The sequence below is a fragment of the Umezawaea sp. genome, assembly GCF_036375055.1.
Taxonomy (GTDB): Bacteria; Actinomycetota; Actinomycetes; order Mycobacteriales; family Pseudonocardiaceae; genus Umezawaea.
In genome coordinates, this window is record NZ_DASUSQ010000142.1 from 25,783 (window position 1) to 47,071 (window position 21,289).

Sequence of the window (21,289 nt, forward strand, 5' to 3'; positions counted from 1 at the left end):
GGACACGGCCATCGCGAGGATCGTCACGACCCGATCGTGTGTGTCGCCCGTCTCCCCCGATCGGACCAAGCGCTCACGCTGGGGGTTCGGGGATCTCCGCCCACACCGTCTTGCGGTCGCCGTACCGGTCGACACCCCAGGTGGCGCCCATGGACTTGATCAGCACGAGCCCGCGCCCCCGGAACTCCCCCAGCGTCGAGGTCCCCGGCTTGGGCAGCACGTCCGGCGCGGCGTCGTCGACCTCGACCCGCACGATCCCGACCGCGCCGCGGTGGTCGAGGCGGATCAGCCGGGGGGCCTTCGCGTGCTCGAAGGCGTTCGCCGCGAGCTCGGTGGCGATCAGCTCGGTGTCGGCGACCAGATCGGGGTCGAGGTCGGCAAGCACCGCCCTGATCCACGCGCGCACCTGCGACAACGGCGGCGTCTCGTGGTCGTCGAGACGGAACTCGTGCTGCGGGCGGGTGGTCGGCGTGCTCACCTGACTCCTCGGCTGGTGCTGCCGCGGTCGGTTCGAGGACGGCGGCGTTCGACTGGTGGGGGCTACCCCGGCGGACGGCCCATCACACGTCAGACTGTAGAGCGGCACGGCCGTGCACTGCCACGCCGACATCGTGGATCGCCCCCTAGACTTGGTCCACCACGAGACGAGGTGCACGATGCCACGCAACTCCGCGCAGGACGCGCGTTCCGGCGACGAGCGGAGCACCCCCCTGCGGGTAGCGACCGAGGACCTCGCGTCCGCGCTGGTGCTGCGCGTGGCGGGCGAGATCGACATGAACACGGCCCCGGCGTTCGGCGAGCACATGGCCGCCGCGTTCGCGGCCGCCTCGGCCGCTCAGGACAGGTCGCGCCCCGCCGTCGTGGTCGACTTCAGCGAGGTCGACTTCCTCGCCTCGGTGGGCCTGTCCGTGCTCGTCGCGCACCACCAGCTCGGCGAGGCGAACGGCACCCCGATGCTCCTGGTCGTGTCCTCGCGGGCCGTGCTGCGCTCGATCGCCTCGGCCCAGCTCGACCAGCTCTTCACCCTGCACCCGACGGTCGAGGAAGCGCTGGGGGCGGCGTCGGCGCACTAGCCTCGACGCTCGGGCGGACGCCGGGGCACCGCGGCCCTGCCGGTCCGCTGGTGCCGCGCTCGACCCGGTAGACCACGTGGTCGCGGTCGTCGACGGGGTTGTCCGGCTCCAGTTCGCCCTCGGCGACGCGGCTCAGCCCCGCCTTCTCCAGCGCTCGCCAGGACGCCCGGTTCGCCGCGGCCACCGGCACCACCACCGCGGGCGCGGCCGGGTAGTCGGTCCACGTGGCCGCGACGACGGCGGCGATGATCCGCGACCCCAGTCCCCGCCCGCACCGGTCGGGGTCGCCGACGAGGTAGTCGAGGCTCACGGTCTCCGGGTCCACGACCAGGATCGGCGCCAGTTCCGCCAGGTACTCGGGGTAGTCGCCGTACCGGCAGCGCTGCACGAGGCCGACGGGCGTGCCGTCGGCGAACACCAGCAGGTCCTCCGACGGCTCCTCGTCCCTGGCCACGGGCCCGAAATCGCGTTCCACGGCCTCCGGCGACGTCTCGTGGTTCCACCAGCGCGCCACGTGCGGCTGGAGCAGCCAGCTCCGCAGCAGCGGGAAGTCCGCCTCGGTCAGCCTGCGCCACGTGATCACCGGGACACCTCCGGACGCCGTCGACGGCGGTGGTAGCGGGCTTGGCGGTCGCGGTGACCGCACGACGGGTGGCACCACCGCCTGCGCGGGTGGTTCCGGACGAAGAACAGCGAGCAGCCGGGTGCCGTGCAGCGCCGGAGCGCGTCGGGGCCGGCCAGCAGCTCGATCGCGCGGGCGGCGATGCGACCGAGCACGGCCGCGCCGCCGGTCGCGGTGTCCCGGTGCCGCGCCACGGGCCCGCTGGCGGACCAGGCCAGCTCCAGCCGCGTCGGCGTGCTGAAGCCGTTGACGACCTCGACGTCGGCCCGGTCCGGCGAGACACCGGCCACGGCCGCGGTGAACAACCGGTGCACGGCGTCGCGCAGCACCCGCGCCGACCCCGCGTCCACGGCGGGCAGGCCGACGCGGGCGAACCACCCGTCCACCCGCTGCCGGGTGCGCAGGTGGTCCTCGCCGCCGTGGAGCGTGTTGGCCAGCTCCACCGCGTGCGGCTCGGTTCCGAGGATCGGGAAGTCCACGACGCTGACGGTAGGTGGACAGTCCAACCATCAGCCACCGAGTTTTCCGGCGCACCGGGGTGGACACTGTCCGACGGACGAGAGGAGGGCACGTGGCGATCGTTTCCCGCGGCTTCCGGGGCAGGGCGCGCGACGAGGACGTGGTGCTGCCGCCGGGCCAGTACCTCACCGAGGACTTCCCGGTGCTGTCGGCGGGGCCCACCCCGCGGGTCCCCACCGACCGGTGGGAGTTCACCGTCACCACAGAGGTCGGTGAGGAGCACACGTGGAGCTGGCAGGACCTGCTGGAGCTGCCGCACGAGAAGCCCAGGGTCGACCTGCACTGCGTCACCAAGTGGTCGAAGCTCGGCACCACGTGGCAGGGCGTGTCGCTGGACGTGCTGCTGGAGGACGTCGAGACGGCGGCGGACCACGCGCTGGCGCACTCCTACGGCGGCTACACCACGAACCTGCCGCTGGAGGACCTGCTCGACGGCCAGGCCTGGATCGTCCACCGCTACGACGGCGAGGACCTCACCCCGGAGCACGGCGGCCCGGCCCGGCTGCTCGTGCCGCACCTGTACCTGTGGAAGTCCGCGAAGTGGGTGCGCGGCATCAAGCTGCTGCTGGAGGACGAGCCCGGCTTCTGGGAGACCATCGGCTACCACGACTACGGCGACCCGTGGCGCGAGCAGCGCTACCAGGGCGACTAGCCGTGGTGCGCAGGCTGGACCGGCACGTCGCGAAGGTCGTCGACGTGCGGGACGAGACCGCCGCCGCCCGCACCCTCGTGCTGGACGTGCCCGCGTGGCCGGGCCACCTGCCGGGCCAGCACGTGGACGTGCGCCTCACCGCCGAGGACGGCTACAGCACCCAGCGCAGCTACTCGATCGCCACGCCCGCCGACGGTGCGCGCGTCGAGCTGACCGTGCAGCGGGTGGACGACGGCGAGGTCTCGCCCTACCTCACGCAGGTGCTGGAGGTCGGCGACGAACTGGAGCTGCGCGGCCCGGTGGGCGGCTGGTTCGTGTGGCGCCCCGCGAGCACGGCGCCGGTCCTGCTGGTGGCGGGCGGCTCCGGCATCGTGCCGCTGATGGCGATGGTCCGCGCGCGGACGACCCCCGTGCCGTTCCGCCTGGTCTACTCGGTGCGCACCCCGGAGGACCGGTACTACGTCGAGGAGCTGCGCCGTCCCGCGGCGGGCCTGGACGTCACCTACCTCTACACCCGCACCGCGCCACCGGACTGGCCCCGCCCACCCGCGCGCCTCGCCGTGGCCGACCTCGCCACCGCGGGCCGGCCCGCCGACCTCGCCCCGGACTGCTTCGTCTGCGGCCCCACGGGTTTCGTGGAGGTCGCGGCCGACATCCTGCTGGCCGCGGGCCACGACCCACGCAAGATCAAAACCGAGCGCTTCGGCCCCAGCGGAGGCTGACATGACCACCCACCTCGACGGCAACGCACTGGCGGGGCCCCTGCGCGAGCTGTTCGCCGTGGACATCACCGCGGCCACCGCCCGCTGCGCGGGCTGCGGACTCGGCGGCACCGTCGCCACCCTGCACGTCTACGCGAGCGCTCCGGGCCTCGTCGCGCGCTGCCCCGGCTGCGAGGACGTCGTGCTGCGCGTGGTCCGCACCCCCGACTCGGCGTGGCTGGACCTGCGCGGCACGGTCAGCCTGCGGATCCCGTTGGCGGAGTGAGCCGACGAGACCGCGGCCTGCTCGGTACCAGGTGGCCCAGCGCCGAGCGGACGAGGGTGCGCACCATCGCCGGGTTGACCCCGGCGGTGGCCCCGTCGCGGCGGAACGTCGACCTGGCGAACGACCCGTCCGGGCCGAAGGACTCCATCCGCACCTCGATGTCGATCGTCGCGCCCTCGGTGACGCCGACCAGGGCCAGCGGCCCGTCGGCGATGGGGTCGTCACCGTTCTTGAGCTGGTAGAAGAACTTCAGGCCCACCGCACCGCCGAACCTGGTCTCCTCGTCGGGCAGCGCGAGGGCCGCGCGCACCAGGTCGTGCAGTTCACCGCCGGTCGACGCGGCAGGCACGTCGAGCACGTGCGCCACGGACAGCGCGCGGTTGCGGACGCGCAGGGAGATCGACGGTCCCCGACCGGCCACCGGGGGCGGGACGGGAGCCGGGAGCACGGCCGCGCCGACCGACGAGTCCGCCCGCCACGTCGCGGTGAGCTCGTCCGCGACCATCGCCCAGTCGTCGTAGGCGTCCAGGTACCTGCGGGTCGAGAGCAGCGTCGGCGGGACCCGGTCGTCCAGCCGGACGACGAACAGGAACGCCCGCCTGCCCGCGAGGTCGCGGCAGAGGGCGGCGGTCCACTCCGCGTCGACGAACGGCCGGTCGTCGCAGTGCCGCGACCACAGCAGCACGTAGTAGTCGGACTCGTCCAGCGCCCGGTTGACCGCGAGCACGAAGTCCTCGCCGAGCCCGACGCTGAGGGAGTCGACGAAGCTGTCGACGCCCCTGGCCCGCAGCTCCTCGGCCAGCAGCACGGCCTTCGGCCGGTCGTCCCCGGCGAAGGACAGGAACACCCTCGGACGGTCAGGGTGAGCGGTCAGCGGCACGGTGCCTCCGTCGGTCGAGTTCACGTCGCAGCAGGCGCCGGACCGGTCCGGCCCCGGTCTGCCGGTCGGACGCCCCGCACACGACCCAGCACGCCCAGCGCGCCGGGTGGTGGGGGTGCTCCAGGTCGGCGGGCGGGTCCCACGCTCCGCGCGCCACGTCGAGCTGGGCGCGCTGGAGCGCGACGTCGCGCGGCAGGTACCGGAGGTAGCGGTCGAACCGGTCCAGCACCGCCGCGGCCACGGGGGCGTCCGCGATCCAGGTGGCCGCGACCACCGAGGCGGCGCCCGCGTGGATCGCGGCCCGCACGAACCCGACGCGCTCGTCCCGACCGCGCGGCAGGGCCATCCCGGTCTCGCAGGCGCCGAGGACGAACGTCCCGCAGCCGCGCAGGTCCATCCACTGGAGCTGGTCCGGCCGCACCCGGCCCTCGGCTCCCTCCGGTCCGAGCCGCAGCCAGGACCCGGTCGGGTCGGCGTGGTCGTAGCAGCCGTGGGTGTCGATCCGGACCTGGTGGTGCGACCGGCTCTCCAGCGCCGCCCGCACCTCGTCGGGCGTGACCCGCTCGCTCTCCAGGACGACGCGGCCGGGCAGGTCGGCCGCGCGGGCGAGGTCGGTACCGGGTGGGCTCACCAGGAGCGCCCGGTCACCCCGCCGTGCCGCCGAGCGCAGGCGCAGCGGTCGGCGCGCCGACAGGCACGGCAGGTCGGACAGCGCGTACCGGTGGCAGACCAGCTCCGCGGTGCCCGGCACGGTCATGGCGGCGAACGGCACCCCGGCCAGCACACCGCCCGCGACCAGGGCGATCCGGCGCACACCGCGCGGGAGGAGGTCGAGGACCGCGCCGACGTCGAGGTGGTCGGCGATCCTGGCCAGCGACCCGTCGAAGTCGCCGGAGGCGATGGCCTCGTCCAGCAGTCCCTCGGTCCAGCAGGCCATCAGCTCGTCGACGGCCCGCCACAGCGCGGTCCGGTCCAGGGCCACCGAGAGGTGGTGCAGCGCCCCGCGGCCGATCACGGCGTGGTGCACGCGGTGCGGTGTCGCGTGCACCATCCAGACGACCTGGGACCGGGGCAGGTCGCGGGTCTGCTCACCCAGCCACCGCCAGGCCCCGTGCAGGTCGCGCAGCCGGGGTGGGGTCCTGGCGAACCCCTCGGCCTCCGGCAGGACGCTCCCGAGGATCGTCGCGCCGCGCGCGGTCTCCATGGCGACGACGACCGCCGCCGAGGCCGCGGCGCCGTGCCGGTCGACGGCCTCGGCGGCGGCCCTGACCCGCTCGTCGTGCTCGTCCGGCGCGGAGAGCAGCATCCCGACCCGGACCTGGTCGGTGACCTGGCGCTCGGCCACCCGCTCCTCGACGGCGTGGGCCTCGATCCAGCGGTCACCGGCCCGGTCCTCGTCACCGAGCGCGAACGACGCGCGCCCGCTCAGCCTGAGCGCCACCACCCTGATCTCCGCCAGCGCCGTGGTGCCCGCCCGCTCGGCGGCGGTGTCGAGGTGGAGGACGGCCTGGCGCAGGGACGCGTCGTCGCCGCCGTGCCGGTGCCGGGCCAGCTCCACCTCACCGGCGACCAGGTGCCACCCGGCGACGTCGCGCTCGGCGCGGGCGAGGTCGCGGAGTTCGACCAGCAGGGCCTCCGCCTCGTCGAGGCGGGCCGCGACCAGCAGCCGACGCGCCTCCTCGATCCGCCTGCCGAACCGCGTGGAACCCGAGCCGCCCGGTGGCGTGTCCGGGAACAGGCCGTCCAGGTCCTCCCCCGCGGCAACGGGATCGGGCGAGTCCGCGACGGCCTCGCGCAGCAGCGGTTCCAGCCGCGCCACCGCCGCCTCCTGCCTGGTCGCCCAGAGCAGCACCACGATCTCCCTCAGCAGGGGCAGTCGCAGGGCCGGGTCCACGACGGTGTCGGCGACGCAGCTCACCACCACGTGGAGCGCCTCCTCGTAGCGCAGGTCGCGCCGGAGGGCGGCGGCGAGGAGGAGGTGGTCGGCGACCGTGCGCGGAGCCGCGGCCGACACCACCGCGGACACCGCTCCCGCGTCCCCCAGCCGGACGGCCGCGGCGAGCCGGTCCCGGTCGACGATCGCGACGCCCGCGTCGTCGCCCACCGCCCGGAACGCCGCCCCGGCCCGCTCCCACGCGCGGTCCGCCAGGTCGAACTCGCCCCGGTCGGCGGCGGCCAGCGCCTCCACCCGCAGCACCCGCGCCCGGTCGCCGTCGGACGACGGGCCGCCCAGCCCGCGCAGCGCCACGGCGTCGGCCGCCGCTCCCCCGTGGTCGCCGACGGAACCGCGGATCTCGGCACGCAGCAGGAGGAGTCCGGGGTGCGCTCCCCCTGCCTCGCGCAGGTACTCGTCGCACCGCGCCAACGCCGCCGACGCCGCTCCCAGCTCCAGCAGCGCCGCCGCGTGGTCGACCGCGAGCGCGTCCCGCGTCCCGTCCTCGGGCGCGAGCGCCACGGCTTCGCGGTAGGCCCGGTCCACGGCGGGCGGATCGGCCCGGTCGACCGCCTCACGGGCCGCGGCCACGGCACGTCCGACCAGGCTTCCGGGGTCGAGGTCGAACCGGTCGGGCATCAGTCCCCGCACCCGAGAAGGGCGTCACCGTCCGCCGGGCAGATCAGCAGGACCAGCCCACCGCCCGCGGCGGCCGTGGTCCCGCCGGGTCGCGCGGGCGGCGTCGTGGTCGGGGCCGGGCTCGGGGTGGTGTTGACGGCCCCGGTGCGCGGTGGGAGGTCGATCCGCAGCCACTCGGCGCCCCGCCCGGCCCCGCCACCCGCGCGGACGTCCGCGTTCGGGACGCTCGTCCGCTCGGCGACGGTGGCCTTCCGGACGGTCACCCTCTCCTGCCGCGGCAGGGAGTTCGCGACCACCCTGCCGTCCTCGACGGACAGCGAGGCGCGGAAGCTCTCGTGCAGGTAGAGATCGGCGTCGGGCGTCTGGAGGGCCTGGCCGAGGTCCATCAGCTCCGGACCGCTGCCGGGCACCTCCGTCAGATCGCTCCGGTCCACGACGACGGCGTGGTCGTCGCGCACCCGCACCAGGACGGTCCGCTCGGGATCGGTGCCCACCGCGCGCAGCACCCTCGCACCCCACGGGTCGTCGCCCGACACGATCCGGACCTCGGTGCCGTCGACGAGCGCGGCACCGTCCTCACCCAGCCGCACCGCACGCCACAGCCCGTCCCCGGCGGGCGCGGCGTCCCCGCCCGCGCCGACGATCCGGGACAGGTCCCGCAGCACCGCCGCCCCCTCGGCCGACCCGGCCACGCCCAGGATCGGGTCGTTCGGATCCACCCGCGCGTGATCGCCCACCAGGCGCGCCTCCGCCGACCTGCCGTCGCGCACGGTCACCCGCACGGTCTTCGCGTCGGCGGGCGGTCCGTCCGCGAAGGTCGCGGCGGCCGGGCCGTCGGCGGTGGCGGGTGCGACGTCGAGCCACCGTCCCTCCGGAACGGTGGGGGCCGCGACCATCTCGCCGTACTGGAAGCGCGGCCCGCCCCCGTCGGGATTCGGCGCACCCAGGCGGAAAACGGGCGCGTCACCGGCCGGGGGAAGATCACCGCTGATCGACAGCCACGGGTCGCCCGCACCGCCGACGCGGTTCAGCACGCGGCCCGCGGGGTCGCGGAACGCGTAGAGCACACCGTCCTTCGCGGACGGCACGCCCTCGGGCGCGGCGGCGAAGGTCCGCTGCACCGCGTCGAGCACGCCGCGGACCCGGTCCACGACACCGCGCCGCCACGTGATGGTGACCAGGGATGCGTCGCGCTCGGCCGTCAGCTCCCCGAACTCACGCCCCTCGTAGTCGACCCGCTGCGACACCCGGCCGTCGTGGGCGTCGATCGCGGTGGACAGCCTGCGCTGCGCGGTCTCGGGCACCATCAGCTTCAGGTCACCGAACTGCACGACCTTCCGCCCCGGCGCGGTGACGTCCACGACCGCCTTGCCGTCGACCACCCGGAACGCGTGCTCGTGGGCCGCCGAGGCGGTGCCCGCGCCGTCGACGGACACCTGCTTGATCGAACCGGTGCCGCTCACCGGGTCGAACGTCGACCCCGCGTCGAACAACCCGGCCCGGCTCACCGGCGCGGGCAGGGTCGGCCGGTAGTCCCGCGTTCCCGTGCGGGCGATGAGGTCGCCGAGCGACACACCGCCCGAGATCACCCGGTAGCCGCAGCTCTCGTAGCTCTTGGAGGGGGCGACGATCACGGCTTCCCGCGTGGCCGACGGTGGCGCCACAAACCGGACCGGTGCCCGTTCCCGCAGGTCGCCGCTCTTCGCGTACCAGTCGGCGAACGTCGACGTGCTCGGGATCTCCGAGTCGGGCAGCTGCGGTAGCGTCGCGGACGTCGTGGCGGCCAACCACTCCAGCGCACCGCTCCACCGCATGATCTGGTCGAGCCGCTGGTACTGCGGCTCGTGGTCGGCGACCGCCTGGTAGTGCTGGTCCCACCACCTCAACCCCCTGCCCGCGGCGAAACTGGGCTCGACCTCGTCCCCGGCGGCGCCGTCCGACCGCGAGAACAGCCGCGTCGACTGCGCCCCGATACTGATCTTCGAGGAGTCGTGGGCGAACGCGGACTCGTTCTGCCCGAACCACAGCCGCCCGCTCTCACCCGACAGCCCGGTCTCGCACTGGCTCCACGGCGTCACCGCGTCCGGGTCGGGCACGAACCCCTCGACCACCCCGGCGGGCACCCCGTCACCCGTCCCGTTGACCCAGTTCTTGGCCACGTAGTCGGTGTAGAACAACGTCATCCCGACCGCCGTGCCCGCGAGGCCCCCGTCGTAGCGGGCCTCGCTGTACACCGGGCCACCGTCCAACGCGGACCACAGCCCCCAGAGCGATTCACGGCTGGTCGGCAACCCACTCCGCCCGAGGGAGTCGGCCGACGCCGAACCGTGCAGGACGTCGGCGACGGCGTCGACCACCTCAGCCGACGACCCGAAGGCCGTACCGGCCCAGTTGCCCGACAACACCCGCTCGGCGGTTTCGGCACTCAGCCCCGGCAGCGCGGCGACCAGGTCCGCCGCGGTCTTCCCCCGCTGCGGGTCGAGCGAGAACGCCGGAGTCCTCCGCTCCGTGGACCGGTACCCCCGTTGGAGCACGGACACGTCCGCCGCGTCCAGCGCGGCACCCGAGTCAGACCAGTTCCACCCGCTCGCCCACACCTCCGCCCCTCGAACCTCCACCGTGGACAAGGATCGGGTCCGCGCCAGGAAGTCCGCCAGCCCACTCACCTGGTCGACCCGAGCCGTCACGTAGCCGTTGGCCGCCCGCGCCTCGCCGGCCGACGTCGGCTCCTCGGTCCTGACGTCGACCGTTGCGGCGTCCGGGTGGACGGTGAGACCGTGCACCCGAACCTGCTCCGGATCACCACCGGAATCGGTGCGGTACTGGTCGAGCAACTGCCCCACGGTACGCGACCGACGCGGATCGTCCGTCGCCACGAGCAGGTGCAACACCTTCCCGTCGAACAGCGCCCGACCAGCCCCGGTGGCCTGACGGGACAGATCCGCGAACCCTCCGTCCCGCACGGGAACGACGTCGTACAACGCGTCCCTCACCCGCGCGGTGTCAAGCCCAAGATCAGCCGCCAACCCGATCCGCGCCCAGTCGAGCACCTGCGCACGGTTCTCGACCGCGTCCAACCCCGCCAGCCGCCCAGCCGCCCCGGTGTAGGAGACGACGAAGTCGACATCCGCGGCCGTGGGATCGGTGCTCAAGGGGACGTCATCGTCGCAGCCGGCCAGTGCCAGCAGGACACCGCCGAGCACCACCGCGAGTGCGGACCGAGCACGCATGTGCGATTCCTCCGACGTTCCGGGCGACTGCTACCGAACGGCCGGGAGCATAACCACGAAGGGGAACCGCACAGCGGACCGAAAAACGGCTGTCAACTTTGTGTCCTGAAGCTGTCATCTGGGCCCCAGCCGGACTCTTGTACGGTCGTCGAGCGATGGTGGTGCTGAGAGCGCGGTCGGGTGACGATGTGGGTTCCCTCCCAGCGTTTCCAGTCGTAGCGGGCGCGGCTGGTGAGGTCGGACGACGCGGTGAGCGCGGACACTGGATTTCATGAGGGCGAGACCTTCACGACAGCCGACGAGGACTTCGCACGAGTAGTGTCCAATGTAGACGGTAGTGGTCGGAGTAGCCGAGATGAGCGAACACGCCCCGTAGGGCGCACGTCCAACCCGGTCAGCGTGACCCGGAACGTTCCCGAGGTGCCAGTGCGACCCGCGATCGGCGTGAGGGATCGCGTCACCGCTGCGAGCCTCGCGGACAGCACGGATACCGGTGACGAGCGCTGCATCGCGCCAGGCCTGCGCCAAGGAACGACGGGGCATGGGCACGTGCTGGACGTGAGCCCCAGCACGCGGCAGATCGACTCTGAAGGCTGGACCGGTCACCGCGGTCGGCCGGACCGCCCCGGATCAGGCGTTCGGGTGGGGGTGGCGCGGACCGGACCCACGCCGCCCCCACCCGATCAGGACGTCGCCGCGAACTGGGCCGAGTACAGCCGTGCGTACGCCCCCTCCGCCGCCAGCAGTTGTTCGTGCGTCCCCTGTTCCACGATCCGACCCGACTCCATCACCAGGATCAGGTCGGCGTCGCGGATCGTCGACAGGCGGTGCGCGATCACGAAGCTCGTGCGCGACGAACGCAGTGCGGCCATCGCGTGCTGCACCAACGACTCCGTGCGCGTGTCGACCGAGCTGGTCGCCTCGTCCAGGATCAGCAGGGACGGGCTCGCGAGGAACGCCCGCGCGATCGTCAGCAGCTGCTTCTCACCCGCGCTGACGTTGGTGCCCTCCTCGTCGATCACCGTGTCGTAGCCGTCGGGCAGCGTCCGCACGAACCGGTCCACGAACGTCGCCCGCGCCGCGGCCACGATCTCGTCGTCGGACGCGCCCGGCTTCCCGTAGGCGATGTTGTCGCGGATGGTCCCCCCGAACAGCCACGTGTCCTGGAGCACCATCCCGATCTGCGACCGCAGGTCCTCGCGCCGCAGCCGGGTGATGTCCACGCCGTCCAGCGTGATCCGCCCGGCGTCCAGCTCGTAGAACCGCATGACCAGGTTCACCAGCGTGGTCTTCCCCGCCCCGGTCGGCCCGACGATGGCCACGGTCTGGCCGGGCTCGGCCACCAACGACAGGTGCTCGATCAGCGGCTGCTCCGGCCGGTAGGAGAAGCTGACGTCGTGGAACTCCACCCGGCCGCGCCGCTCGGCGGGCAGCGACGCGTCGGCCGGGTCCGGTGACTGCTCCTCCGCGTCCAGCAGCTCGAAGACCCGCTCGGCCGAGGCCACACCCGACTGCATCAGGTTCGCCATCGACGCGACCTGGGTCAGCGGTTGGGTGAACTGGCGCGAGTACTGGAGGAACGCCTGCACCTCGCCGAGGCTCATCGTGCCCGACGTGATGCGCAGGCCGCCGACCACGGCGACGACGACGTAGCTGAGGTTCGACAGGAACATCATCGCGGGCATGATCAGCCCGGAGATGAACTGCGCGCCGAGCGCCGCCTCGTACAGGTCGTCGTTGCGGCGCTGGAACTCCGCCTCGGACTCCTTCTGCCGCCCGAACACCTTCACCACCTGGTGGCCGGTGAACGACTCCTCGATGTGCGCGTTGAGCACACCGGTGTGCTTCCACTGCTGCATGAACAGCTTCTGCGACCGCTTCCCGATGGCGCCGGTGACGAACACCGACACCGGGACGACCGCCAGGGCGATGAGCGCGAGCAGCGGGGAGATCGAGAACATCATCGCGACCACGCCGATGACGGTCAGCAGCGACGTGAGGAGCTGGCTCAGGGTCTGCTGCACGGTCGACGCGACGTTGTCGATGTCGTTGGTGGCCCTGGACAGCAGCTCGCCGCGGGGCTGGCCGTCGAAGTAGCGCAGCGGGAGCCGGTGCAGCTTCGCCTCGACCTCCTCGCGCAGCGTGTGGACGACGCGCTGCACGACGCCGTTGAGCAGCCCGCCCTGCGCCCACGAGAACAGCGAGGACGCGAGGTACAGGACCATCACCCACACCAGCACGGTGCCGAGCGCGCCGAAGTCGATGCCCGCGCCGGGCGTTCCGCGCGTCCGGCCCATCACGCCGTCGAAGATGATGTCGGTCGCGTGCCCGAGGATCTTCGGCCCGGCCACGGCGAACGCGACGCTGATGACGCCGAGCAGGACGACGGCCGCGAACGTGACGCGTTCGGGGTGCATCCGGGCGGCCAGCCGCTTGGCGGACGGCCCGAAGGACTTGGCCTTGCCGACGGGCATGCCCATGCCGGGCATGCCGCGGCCCATCGGCGACGGCTGGGGGCGTGGACTCGTGGTGGTGGCGGTCATGCGGCCTGCTCCGGGGTGAGCTGGGACTGGACGATCTCCCGGTAGGTCTGGCAGGAGTCGAGCAGTTCGTGGTGGGTGCCCGCGCCGACGACGGAACCGCCGTCCAGCACGATGATCTCGTCGGCGTCCAGGACGGTGGTGATCCGCTGGGCGACGACGAGCACGGCGGACCGCTCGACGTGCGGGCGCAGCGCCGCGCGCAGCCGGGCGTCCGTCGCGAGGTCGAGCGCGGAGAACGAGTCGTCGAACAGGTAGACCTCCGGGCGGCGGACGAGCGCGCGGGCGATGCACAGCCGCTGCCGCTGGCCGCCGGACACGTTGGTGCCGCCCTGCGCGATGGGCGCGGCGAGCCCCTCGGGCATGGCCTCGACGAAGTCGCGGGCCTGCGCGACCTCCAGCGCCTCCCACAGCTCGTCGTCCGTGGCGTCGGGTCTGCCGTAGCGCAGGTTGCTCGCCACGGTGCCGGTGAACAGGTAGGGCCGCTGCGGCACCAGTCCGATCCGGTCCCACAGCACGTCCGGGTCGAGTTCGCGGACGTCGACGCCGTCGACCAGCACGCTGCCGTCGGTCACGTCGATCAGCCGCGGGATCAGGGACACCAGCGTGGTCTTGCCGGTGCCGGTGCTGCCGACGATCGCCGTGGTGCGACCCGCCTCGACGCGGAAGGAGATGTCCCGCAGCACGGGTTCCGCCGCGCCGGGGTAGCGGAACCCGGCGCCGCGGAACTCCACCGAGGCCCGCGTCGGCAGCTCGCGCACGGGGGTCTCCGGCGGGGTCACGGACGATTCGGTGTCGAGCACCTCGTTGATCCGCTCGGCGCACACCGACGCCCTCGGGATGAGGGTCGAGATGAACGTCGCCATCATCACCGACATCAGGATCTGCATGAGGTAGTTGAGGAACGCGGTCATGGAGCCGATCCGCATCTCCCCCGCGTCGACCTGGTGCGCGCCGAACCACAGGACGGCGACGCTGGACGCGTTGAGGATCAGGATCACCGTCGGGAAGATCAGCGCCTGGAGCCTGCCGACGCGCAGCGCGGTGTCGGTGAGCGCGGCGTTGGCCTCGCCGAACCGGCGGGACTCAGCGGGCTCGCGCACGAACGCGCGCACGACCCGGATGCCCGAGAGCTGCTCCCGCAGCACGCGGTTCACCCGGTCGATCCGGGTCTGCATCACCCGGAACTGCGGGACCATGTTCCGGACGATCGCGCCGATGGCCAGCAGCAGCGCGGGAACGCACACCAGCAGCAGCCACGACAGGCCGACGTCCTCGTTGAGCGCCATGACGATGCCCGCGACGCACATGATCGGCGCGGTGACGAGCATCGTGCACATCAGCACCACCAGGAGCTGCACCTGCTGCACGTCGTTCGTGGTGCGGGTGATCAGCGACGGCGGACCGAACCCGGCGACCTCGCGGGCGGAGAACTCGCCGACGCGGTGGAAGATCGCCGCTCGGACGTCCCTGCCGAACCCCATGGCGCTGCGGGACGCGTAGTACACGGCCGCGCCGGAGCAGGCGATCTGGAGGAGGGTGACCGCGAGCATCCACCCCCCGGTGGACACGATGTAGCCGCCGTCCCCCTTCGCGACACCGAAGTCGATGATGTCGGCGTTGAGGCTGGGCAGGTACAGGGACGCGATCGTGCCGATGAGCTGGAGGACCAGCACGATCCAGAGTTCGCGCCGGTACGGGCGCAGGTAGGTCAGCATCAGGCGGTACAGCAACGAAGCCCCCACGGAAGAAACTTGCCGTATCTAATGGTGCGTAACGTAGGCTACGCCGACAAGATACGCAAAGTGTTTAAGGGGAAGCGTGCCGGAGACGAGGACGCGCCGCCGGGGAACCGCTCTCGAACAGGCGATCCTCGACGCCGCCTGGGCTGAGCTGAGGGACGTCGGGTACGCCCGGTTCACCATCGACTCGGTGGCCGCGCGCGCCAGGACCAGCAAACCGGTGATCTACCGCCGCTGGTCCAACCGTGCCGAACTCGTGTTCGCCGCGTGGGGGAACCAGGCGCCCGCGGAGCACCTCCCGCCCGACACCGGCGCGCTCCGCACCGACCTCCTCGTGCTGTTCACCAGGATCGCCCGCCGCGCCGACGCGATGATGAACGAGATGATCGTGGGCGTCATGAGCGAGGCCTTCCGCCACCCGGAGGTCGCCGACCTGCTGCGCGACCGGCTGCTCAGCGCGCCGGTCGCCGACGTCGTGCGGACGATCGTGGACCGGGCCGCCGAACGCGGCGAGATCCCGCCCACCACCCTGTCGCCGCGCGCCGGGCGTCTGCCGTTCGACCTGGTGCGCAACGACGCCGTGCTGAGCGGCGGCCCGATGACGAACGACGCGATCGTGGAACTGGTCGACGACGTCTACCTGCCGCTGCTGCGCGGACTCGCGCTCACCCGCGACGATGAGGGGCATGGACTTCCTCCCGCTGGCTGAAGAACTGCTCGCCGTGCGGTCCACGGCGGACCGCCCCCACGACCTGCTCCGCGCGCTGGACCTGGTGCTGGACGTCGTCGGCCCCGGTTTCACCGTCGAGCGGTTCGAGTCGAACGGCAAACCCGGTGCGCTGGTCTACGCGGGCCCGTCCCGCCCGCACTTCCGCGTGGTCCTCAACGGCCACCTGGACGTCGTGCCCGGCGCGGACGAGCAGTTCGTGCCGCGCCGCGACGGCGACCGCCTGATCGCCCGAGGCGCCCAGGACATGAAGCTCTCCGCCCTCGTCCAGGCGCAGGTGTTCCGCGACACGGCCGCGACCGCGCCGTTCCCGATCGGCCTGCAACTCGTGACCGACGAGGAGGTGGGCGGCCGGGACGGCACCCTGCACCAGCTGGAGCAGGGCGTCACCGCGTCCTTCGTGGTGATCGGCGAACACAGCGGGCTGCGGGTCGTCGCGGAGTCCAAGGGCATCGCGGGCGTCCGCCTGCACGCCACCGGCCGGGCCGCGCACAGCGCCTACCAGTGGCTCGGTGACAACGCACTCGTCAGCCTGGGGCGCGCCGTCGAGGCCGTCCTCGCCGCCTACCCCGTCGCGACGGAGGAGGCGTGGCGCACCACCGTGACCGTCGCCAGGATCGCCACCACCAACCAGGCGACGAACCAGGTCCCGGCCGACGCGACCGCGTGGCTCGACGTCCGCTTCCCACCGGAGGACGGCGACTTCACCGGCCGCACCCCTGACGAGGTCGCCGCCCACCTCGCGGCGCTGTGCCCACCGGGCGTCACCGCGACCGTCGACCACGTCGAGCCACCGCACCGCGCGGACCCCGAGAACCCGGACGTGCCCGCGCTCCAACGAGCCGCACGGGACCAGGGGTACTCCGGCGACCTGCTGCGCAAGCACGGCGCGGCGGACTCCCGCTTCTACTCCCAGCGGGGTGTCGACGCGGTGATCTTCGGCGTCGGCGGCGACGGCCAGCACGGGCCGGACGAGTACGCGGACCTGACGACGGTGGAGCCCTACCGCCGCGCGCTGCTGGGGTTCCTCGCGTCGCTCAGGTGAGCGCGTGCGCGGCCGACCACATCCGCACGTCCTCGGTCGTCCCCTCCGCGGTCCGCCCGCCGGTGTCGACCGCGCACCGCTCCCACTCGCCCAGGCCGCCGCACGGCCTCCGGCAGGTACGGCGGGGTGGAGCCGGTGACGATCGTCGGTGAGCCCGGCTCCGACGAGGACGCGTCACGCGGACGGGATTCGGGCGATACCTGTCCTGTCTTCCAGCGCCTGCCTGCCGCGTGCGGGGCTGAACTGCTGGGTCGCGCACACCAGCCACCCCGCCGCGACGACCCCGACCAGGCTGAGCAGCCGGTACAGGACGACGACCGGCAGCGCCTTCGCGGCCGGGATCCCACCGGCGACGAGCGTGAGCACGAGCGCGGCGTCGACCACACCCAGCCCACCGGGCAGCGGCGAGAGACCCGAGGTGGTCATGCCCGCCGTGTACACGAGGAGCAGCAGCGGGAGCGACAGGCCGTGCACGCCGAGGGCCGCGGCGCACGCGGCGAGGCACGCCGCGTCGAACGCCCAGTTGAGCAGCGCGAGCCCGGTGGCGGCGCTCCAGTCACGGCCGCGGGGACGCACGGTGCCGAGCTGCGCCACCATCTCGTCCAGCCCGGCGGTGCCGGTGTCCGCGGGACGGCGTCGCAGCCGGTTCACCCCGTGCAGCACCCGGCGCGCGGCGGTGACGAGCGGCTGGGGGTGGCGCACGAGTTCGCGGGCGACGGCGGTCACCACCACCAGCCCGGCGGCGCTCAGCACCACCTTCGTCCAACTCGGACTGCCGCCCACCGACAGCGTGGCGGTCAGTCCGACGAGGCCCAGCGACGCGGTCGACACGAGTCCACCCGCGACGAGGCACCAGGTCGCCACGGCGTTGCCCGCGCCCTCGCCGCGCATCCAGCGGAACGTGTAGGCGGTGGAGAACGCTGCCCCGCCGGGCAGGGTGGCGTGCAGCGAGTTCGCCACGAGTGCGGCGGCGACCGAGCTGCCGACCGACGCGTGGACGCCCGCGGCCATGAGGAGCCTGCGCCGGGTGAGGGCGAACATGACCATCGACACGGCCGTCGCGAGGACGGCCGCGGTGAGCCACGCCACGTCGACGGCGGCGAGCGACGCCACCGCGGACTCGATCGTCGGCGCGAACACGACGGCTTCCACCACCAGCAGTCCGATCACGAGCGCCGCGGCCACCAGTCGAAAACGCCCGGTCCTGCCCCTGCCCCGCTGCACCACGTCCGTCATGCCGGAATCGTCCCGGTCGGACGTGCGCCGTTCCTGTGCGTTCTCACGACGCTATCTTCCACCGCGGACCGAAGTCCAAACGTCACAACGCTCTTCCGCCTTCGGACGTTCAGGAAGTCCACAGGGTCCGTCGCGCCGCGACCGGCCGCACCGGACCGTTTGTTTCGGCCTGCACTGAAGTGATCGAGGCAATCAAGGACTGCGCTGCGCCAGCAGGCCGTCGATGATCACGCGCAGCTTCCAGGACGCCCTGTCGCCGCCTCCGCCGGTCAGCAGGGGCGCGAGCGCGTGGATCGTCGGGTGCTCCTCCGGGGACACGGATCGGTAGACGGTGTCCAGGCGCGCGGAGAACGCGGCCGTCATCGCGGCCTCGGTGGCCCGTTCCGACCCGGCTGAGCGCTCCAGCTCGCGCTGGGCCCGCAGGCGCGCCGCGATCTCCAGCGCGGACGAGCTGATGTACTGGGCGAGCAGGTCGGCAGCCCACGCGCACGCGGCGTCGTCGATGCCGCCGAGCCGGAGCAGGCGCAGGACCTCCTCGGTCACGCGGAGGGTGTGCGGACCGGTCGGGACGTCGACCAGCCCGACGGACGCGATGTCACCGCGGCGGCTCAGCGCGACGACGACGCGGTCCACCAGCAGCTCGAGGCGTTCGCGCCAGTCGCCGTCGGAGTCGTCGGGGAGCACGACCCGCGCGATGGCCAGGTCGTGGGCGAGCGCCATGAGTTCGCGGCGGTCCTGGACGTAGACGTAGAGCGACGCCGGTCCGGTCTCCAGCGCCTTGGCCACGCGCCGCATGCTCACCGCCTCGTACCCCACCTCGGAGACCAGGTCGAGCGTGGTGGCCACGATCGCCTCCAGGCTCAGCGTCGACTTCTCGGGACGGGCGCGGGGGGTGGCGGGCACAGCGCCGATCCTACCTTGACGAACACTGTTCGCTAGTGCAGGGTTCCTCTCGAAAAGTCGTTAGCGAACACCGTTCGTGAATAATCAGGAGCCGATGATGACCACAACCAGTCCCCCGACCACGGCACACCGGTGGCGATGGCGGGTGCTCGCCGTCGTGCTGCTCGCCGAGGTCGTGGACCTGCTCGACTCGACGGTGATGACCGTCGCCGCGCCCTCCGTCCACGCCGGACTCGGTGGCGGCGCCGCCACGCTCCAGTGGCTCACGGCCGGCTACACGCTCGCGTTCGGCGTGCTGCTGGTGGTCGGCGGACGTCTCGGGGACCACTGGGGCCGCAAGCGGCTGTTCGTCCTCGGCGCCGTCGGGTTCACCGTCGCCTCCGCGCTGTGCGCGGCCGCCACCTCCCCCGAGGCGCTCGTCGCGGCACGGGTGGCGCAGGGCGCGTTCGGCGCGCTGATGATCCCGCAGGGCTTCGGGGTGCTGGCCTCGGTGTTCGGGGAGCACGAGCGCGCCAGGGCGTTCTCGCTGTTCGGGCCGGTGATGGGGCTGGCCGCGATCGGCGGGCCGATCGTCGCGGGCGGCCTCATCGCGCTCGACCCCGGCGGCCTCGACTGGCGGCTGGTCTTCCTGGTGAACCTGCCGATCGGGGCGCTGGTCGTCGCCGGGGCGCTGCGCTGGATGCCCGCCGACCGCGGCGACACGACCGCGCGGATCGACCCGGTCGGCGCGGTGCTGGTCGCGGCGGGGTCGGCGCTGCTGGTGCACCCGCTCATCCAGGGCCGCGAGGCGGGCCGGCCCTGGTGGACGTTCGCCGAACTGGCCGCCGGCGTCGTGGCGTTCCTGGCGCTGGGACGGCGCCAGCGCACCAGCCGGTCACCCATCCTGGTGCCGAGCCTGCTGCGCAAACGGGCGTTCGTCACCGGACTGGTCGTCGCCGTGTCGTTCTTCACCGGGGCGGGCGGGCTGACGCTGGTGCTCTCGCTGCACCTCCAGCTCGTCCTCGGGCACACCGCGCTGGGAACGGCACTGGCCCTGTCGCCGATGGCCGTCGGGATCGTGCTCAGCTCGATCGCCGCGCCCAGGCTGGAGGCCGGGCCCGGCCGGTCGGTGCTGCACCTCGGCCTGGCCGTGGAGGCGGCCGGGGTGATCGGCCTGGCGCTCGTCGTGTCCTCGGACCTGCCCGCGTGGGCGCTGTCGGTCCCGACGCTGGTCGTGGGCCTCGGGCTGGGTCTGCTGTTCGGCACGGTGATCCAGTCGGTGCTGGCGGTGGCCTCGCCCGACGAGGTGGGCAGCGCGTCGGGTGCGCTCAACGCGGTCCAGCAGCTCGCGACCGCGCTCGGCGTGGCCGTGCTGGGCACGCTGTTCTTCGCCGGGGGCCTGGTGCCGGGCCTGCTGGTCGTCACGGCGATGTGCCTGGTCAGCGCCCTCCTCGTCGCCCTGCTTCCCCACCACCGGTCGGGAGTTCGGTCATGAAGGTCGTCGTTCTGGGAGCCGCGGGCCGCACCGGTCGGCTCGTCGTCGCGGAAGCGGTGCGCGCGGGCCACGACGTGACCTCGGCGGTCCGCACACCGGCGGAGTTCACCGGCGGGGGTGCCGTCGTGCGCGCCGACGTGCGCGACCCGGACAGCGTGCGGGCCGCGGTGGCCGGGCACGACGTGGTGGTCTCCGCCGTCGGACCCGCGGGCAGGCGTGCCCACGGCCTGTACTCCGACTGCGCCCGCGCGCTGGTGTCGGCGAACGTCGACCGGGTCATCGCCATCACCTCGGGCGGCGTCCGCGACGACGACCCGAACTTCTCGTTCTGGTACCGCCACCTCGTCCGTCCACTCGCGAGGGAGCTGTACGACGACATGAGGCTCATGGAGTCGGTCCTGCGCGAGAGCGGTCCGGAGTGGACGTTCGTCCGCCCGGCCCGGCTCCTGGACACCGAGCCGACCGGCGTCTACCGCGTGCTGGACGGCGAGACCCCCGCGTCGGGCCGGCAGGTGCCCCGCGCGGACGTCGCGCGGTTCGTGGTGGGGGAACTGGACGGGCGACGGTGGTCGAGAGCGGCACCGACCATCGCCAGGTGATTGCGCTCCAAAAAAATCCCGCAAAGTAATGGTTAACGCCGATGATCATGTCGGCGTCAACCACAAGTTTGTCCTCGACGGTACAAAACCCGACTCCCGGTAGTATCGAGGACACCGTTTCATCAATTTCCGAGTTTTCCCGCACCGGTGTGGTTTCATCTGCGAACCACCCACTCCCGAGTGGCGGCGGCGGTAATCCGTTTGTTTCGGAAGGCCGTCGGGAATCCGCCGATCAGCGCGCTTCTCGTGATCGCCGATCCGAAGGGGTTCCGATGTCCCGGATGACAGCCGCGATAGCCGCACTCGTCCTGACGAGCGCGATCGGAGTTCCCGCTCACGCAGACCCCACTGATCCGGTGAGTCCCGCCGCACCGACCAGCCCCGCCGTTCCGACGAGCCCGGTGGTTCCGCCTGGTCCCGAGACCCCTGTCCCCGAGACCCCGGCCCCGGAAGCTCCGGCCCCCGAGATCACGCCGACCCCGGAGGCA

18 protein-coding genes are annotated in these 21,289 nt (G+C 72.9%); 8 read left to right on the forward strand and 10 right to left on the reverse strand.

What is annotated here, in order from left to right; genetic code table 11:
• Positions 1–73 precede the first annotated feature (73 nt).
• Positions 74–478 (reverse strand): ATP-binding protein, encoded by a 405-nt coding sequence (locus tag VFZ92_RS34775; RefSeq protein ID WP_330880917.1) that lies wholly within the window; start codon positions 476–478, stop codon positions 74–76.
• 178 nt (positions 479–656) lie between these two features.
• On the opposite strand from VFZ92_RS34775, the gene VFZ92_RS34780 reads away from it, so the two are divergent.
• Positions 657–1,073 carry an STAS domain-containing protein gene (locus VFZ92_RS34780; RefSeq protein ID WP_330880919.1) on the forward strand — a complete coding sequence of 139 codons (417 nt, stop codon included), beginning with the start codon at positions 657–659 and terminating at the stop codon, positions 1,071–1,073.
• Here the strand turns inward: VFZ92_RS34780 and VFZ92_RS34785 are convergent.
• Both VFZ92_RS34785 and VFZ92_RS34790 read right to left on the reverse strand, forming a co-directional pair.
• Positions 1,021–1,656 carry a GNAT family N-acetyltransferase gene (locus tag VFZ92_RS34785; protein ID WP_330880921.1) on the reverse strand — a complete coding sequence of 212 codons (636 nt, stop codon included), beginning with the start codon at positions 1,654–1,656 and terminating at the stop codon, positions 1,021–1,023. The genes VFZ92_RS34780 and VFZ92_RS34785 overlap by 53 nt on opposite strands.
• Positions 1,653–2,174, reverse strand: coding sequence for a CGNR zinc finger domain-containing protein (locus VFZ92_RS34790; protein ID WP_330880923.1), 522 nt, complete (start codon positions 2,172–2,174; stop codon positions 1,653–1,655). Before VFZ92_RS34790 ends, VFZ92_RS34785 begins: the two co-directional genes overlap by 4 nt.
• A gap of 92 nt (positions 2,175–2,266) precedes the next feature.
• Between VFZ92_RS34790 and VFZ92_RS34795 the strand changes: the two genes are divergently transcribed.
• From VFZ92_RS34795 to VFZ92_RS34805, 3 genes are read left to right on the forward strand one after another with little or no spacing between them, the layout of a single operon-like run.
• Positions 2,267–2,866, forward strand: coding sequence for a sulfite oxidase-like oxidoreductase (locus VFZ92_RS34795; protein ID WP_330880925.1), 600 nt, complete (start codon positions 2,267–2,269; stop codon positions 2,864–2,866).
• 2 nt (positions 2,867–2,868) lie between these two features.
• Entirely contained in the window at positions 2,869–3,588 is a 720-nt protein-coding gene (locus VFZ92_RS34800) for a ferredoxin reductase (RefSeq protein ID WP_330880927.1), read from the forward strand.
• A gap of 1 nt (position 3,589) precedes the next feature.
• Positions 3,590–3,853 (forward strand): DUF6510 family protein, encoded by a 264-nt coding sequence (locus VFZ92_RS34805; protein ID WP_330880929.1) that lies wholly within the window; start codon positions 3,590–3,592, stop codon positions 3,851–3,853.
• Here the strand turns inward: VFZ92_RS34805 and VFZ92_RS34810 are convergent.
• From VFZ92_RS34810 to VFZ92_RS34830, 5 genes are all read right to left on the reverse strand, one after another.
• A complete protein-coding gene (locus tag VFZ92_RS34810) occupies positions 3,825–4,700 on the reverse strand; it encodes a toll/interleukin-1 receptor domain-containing protein (RefSeq protein ID WP_330880931.1) in 876 nt (291 codons plus the stop codon). The two genes, VFZ92_RS34805 and VFZ92_RS34810, sit on opposite strands and share 29 nt — an antisense overlap.
• A gap of 10 nt (positions 4,701–4,710) precedes the next feature.
• Positions 4,711–7,305, reverse strand: coding sequence for a CHAT domain-containing protein (locus VFZ92_RS34815; RefSeq protein WP_330880933.1), 2,595 nt, complete (start codon positions 7,303–7,305; stop codon positions 4,711–4,713).
• Positions 7,305–10,535, reverse strand: a complete 3,231-nt coding sequence (locus VFZ92_RS34820; protein ID WP_330880935.1) for a hypothetical protein — start codon at positions 10,533–10,535, stop codon at positions 7,305–7,307. Before VFZ92_RS34820 ends, VFZ92_RS34815 begins: the two co-directional genes overlap by 1 nt.
• A 683-nt stretch (positions 10,536–11,218) precedes the next feature.
• The gene (locus VFZ92_RS34825) at positions 11,219–13,078 is read right to left on the reverse strand and encodes an ABC transporter ATP-binding protein (protein WP_330880937.1); all 1,860 of its coding nucleotides are present in this window, start codon (positions 13,076–13,078) and stop codon (positions 11,219–11,221) included.
• Positions 13,075–14,808 carry an ABC transporter ATP-binding protein gene (locus tag VFZ92_RS34830; protein ID WP_330880983.1) on the reverse strand — a complete coding sequence of 578 codons (1,734 nt, stop codon included), beginning with the start codon at positions 14,806–14,808 and terminating at the stop codon, positions 13,075–13,077. Before VFZ92_RS34830 ends, VFZ92_RS34825 begins: the two co-directional genes overlap by 4 nt.
• Before the next feature lie 88 nt (positions 14,809–14,896).
• On the opposite strand from VFZ92_RS34830, the gene VFZ92_RS34835 reads away from it, so the two are divergent.
• Both VFZ92_RS34835 and VFZ92_RS34840 read left to right on the forward strand, forming a co-directional pair.
• Positions 14,897–15,526, forward strand: a complete 630-nt coding sequence (locus tag VFZ92_RS34835; protein WP_330880939.1) for a TetR/AcrR family transcriptional regulator — start codon at positions 14,897–14,899, stop codon at positions 15,524–15,526.
• Positions 15,504–16,589, forward strand: a complete 1,086-nt coding sequence (locus tag VFZ92_RS34840; protein WP_330880941.1) for a M20 family metallopeptidase — start codon at positions 15,504–15,506, stop codon at positions 16,587–16,589. The genes VFZ92_RS34835 and VFZ92_RS34840 overlap by 23 nt, the downstream gene beginning before the upstream one ends.
• Positions 16,590–16,763: 174 nt before the next feature.
• Here the strand turns inward: VFZ92_RS34840 and VFZ92_RS34845 are convergent, their stop codons facing one another.
• Positions 16,764–17,825, reverse strand: a complete 1,062-nt coding sequence (locus tag VFZ92_RS34845) for a YbhN family protein (RefSeq protein WP_330880943.1) — start codon at positions 17,823–17,825, stop codon at positions 16,764–16,766.
• Between the two features lie 192 nt (positions 17,826–18,017).
• Positions 18,018–18,728: a TetR/AcrR family transcriptional regulator gene (locus VFZ92_RS34850; RefSeq protein WP_330880945.1), complete on the reverse strand. Its 711-nt coding sequence runs from the start codon at positions 18,726–18,728 to the stop codon at positions 18,018–18,020.
• A gap of 97 nt (positions 18,729–18,825) precedes the next feature.
• Here VFZ92_RS34850 and VFZ92_RS34855 point away from each other — a divergent pair, with 97 nt between their 5' ends.
• A complete protein-coding gene (locus tag VFZ92_RS34855) occupies positions 18,826–20,202 on the forward strand; it encodes an MFS transporter (RefSeq protein WP_330880947.1) in 1,377 nt (458 codons plus the stop codon).
• The gene (locus VFZ92_RS34860; RefSeq protein WP_330880949.1) at positions 20,199–20,801 is read left to right on the forward strand and encodes an NAD(P)-dependent oxidoreductase; all 603 of its coding nucleotides are present in this window, start codon (positions 20,199–20,201) and stop codon (positions 20,799–20,801) included. Before VFZ92_RS34855 ends, VFZ92_RS34860 begins: the two co-directional genes overlap by 4 nt.
• Positions 20,802–21,289 lie beyond the last annotated feature (488 nt).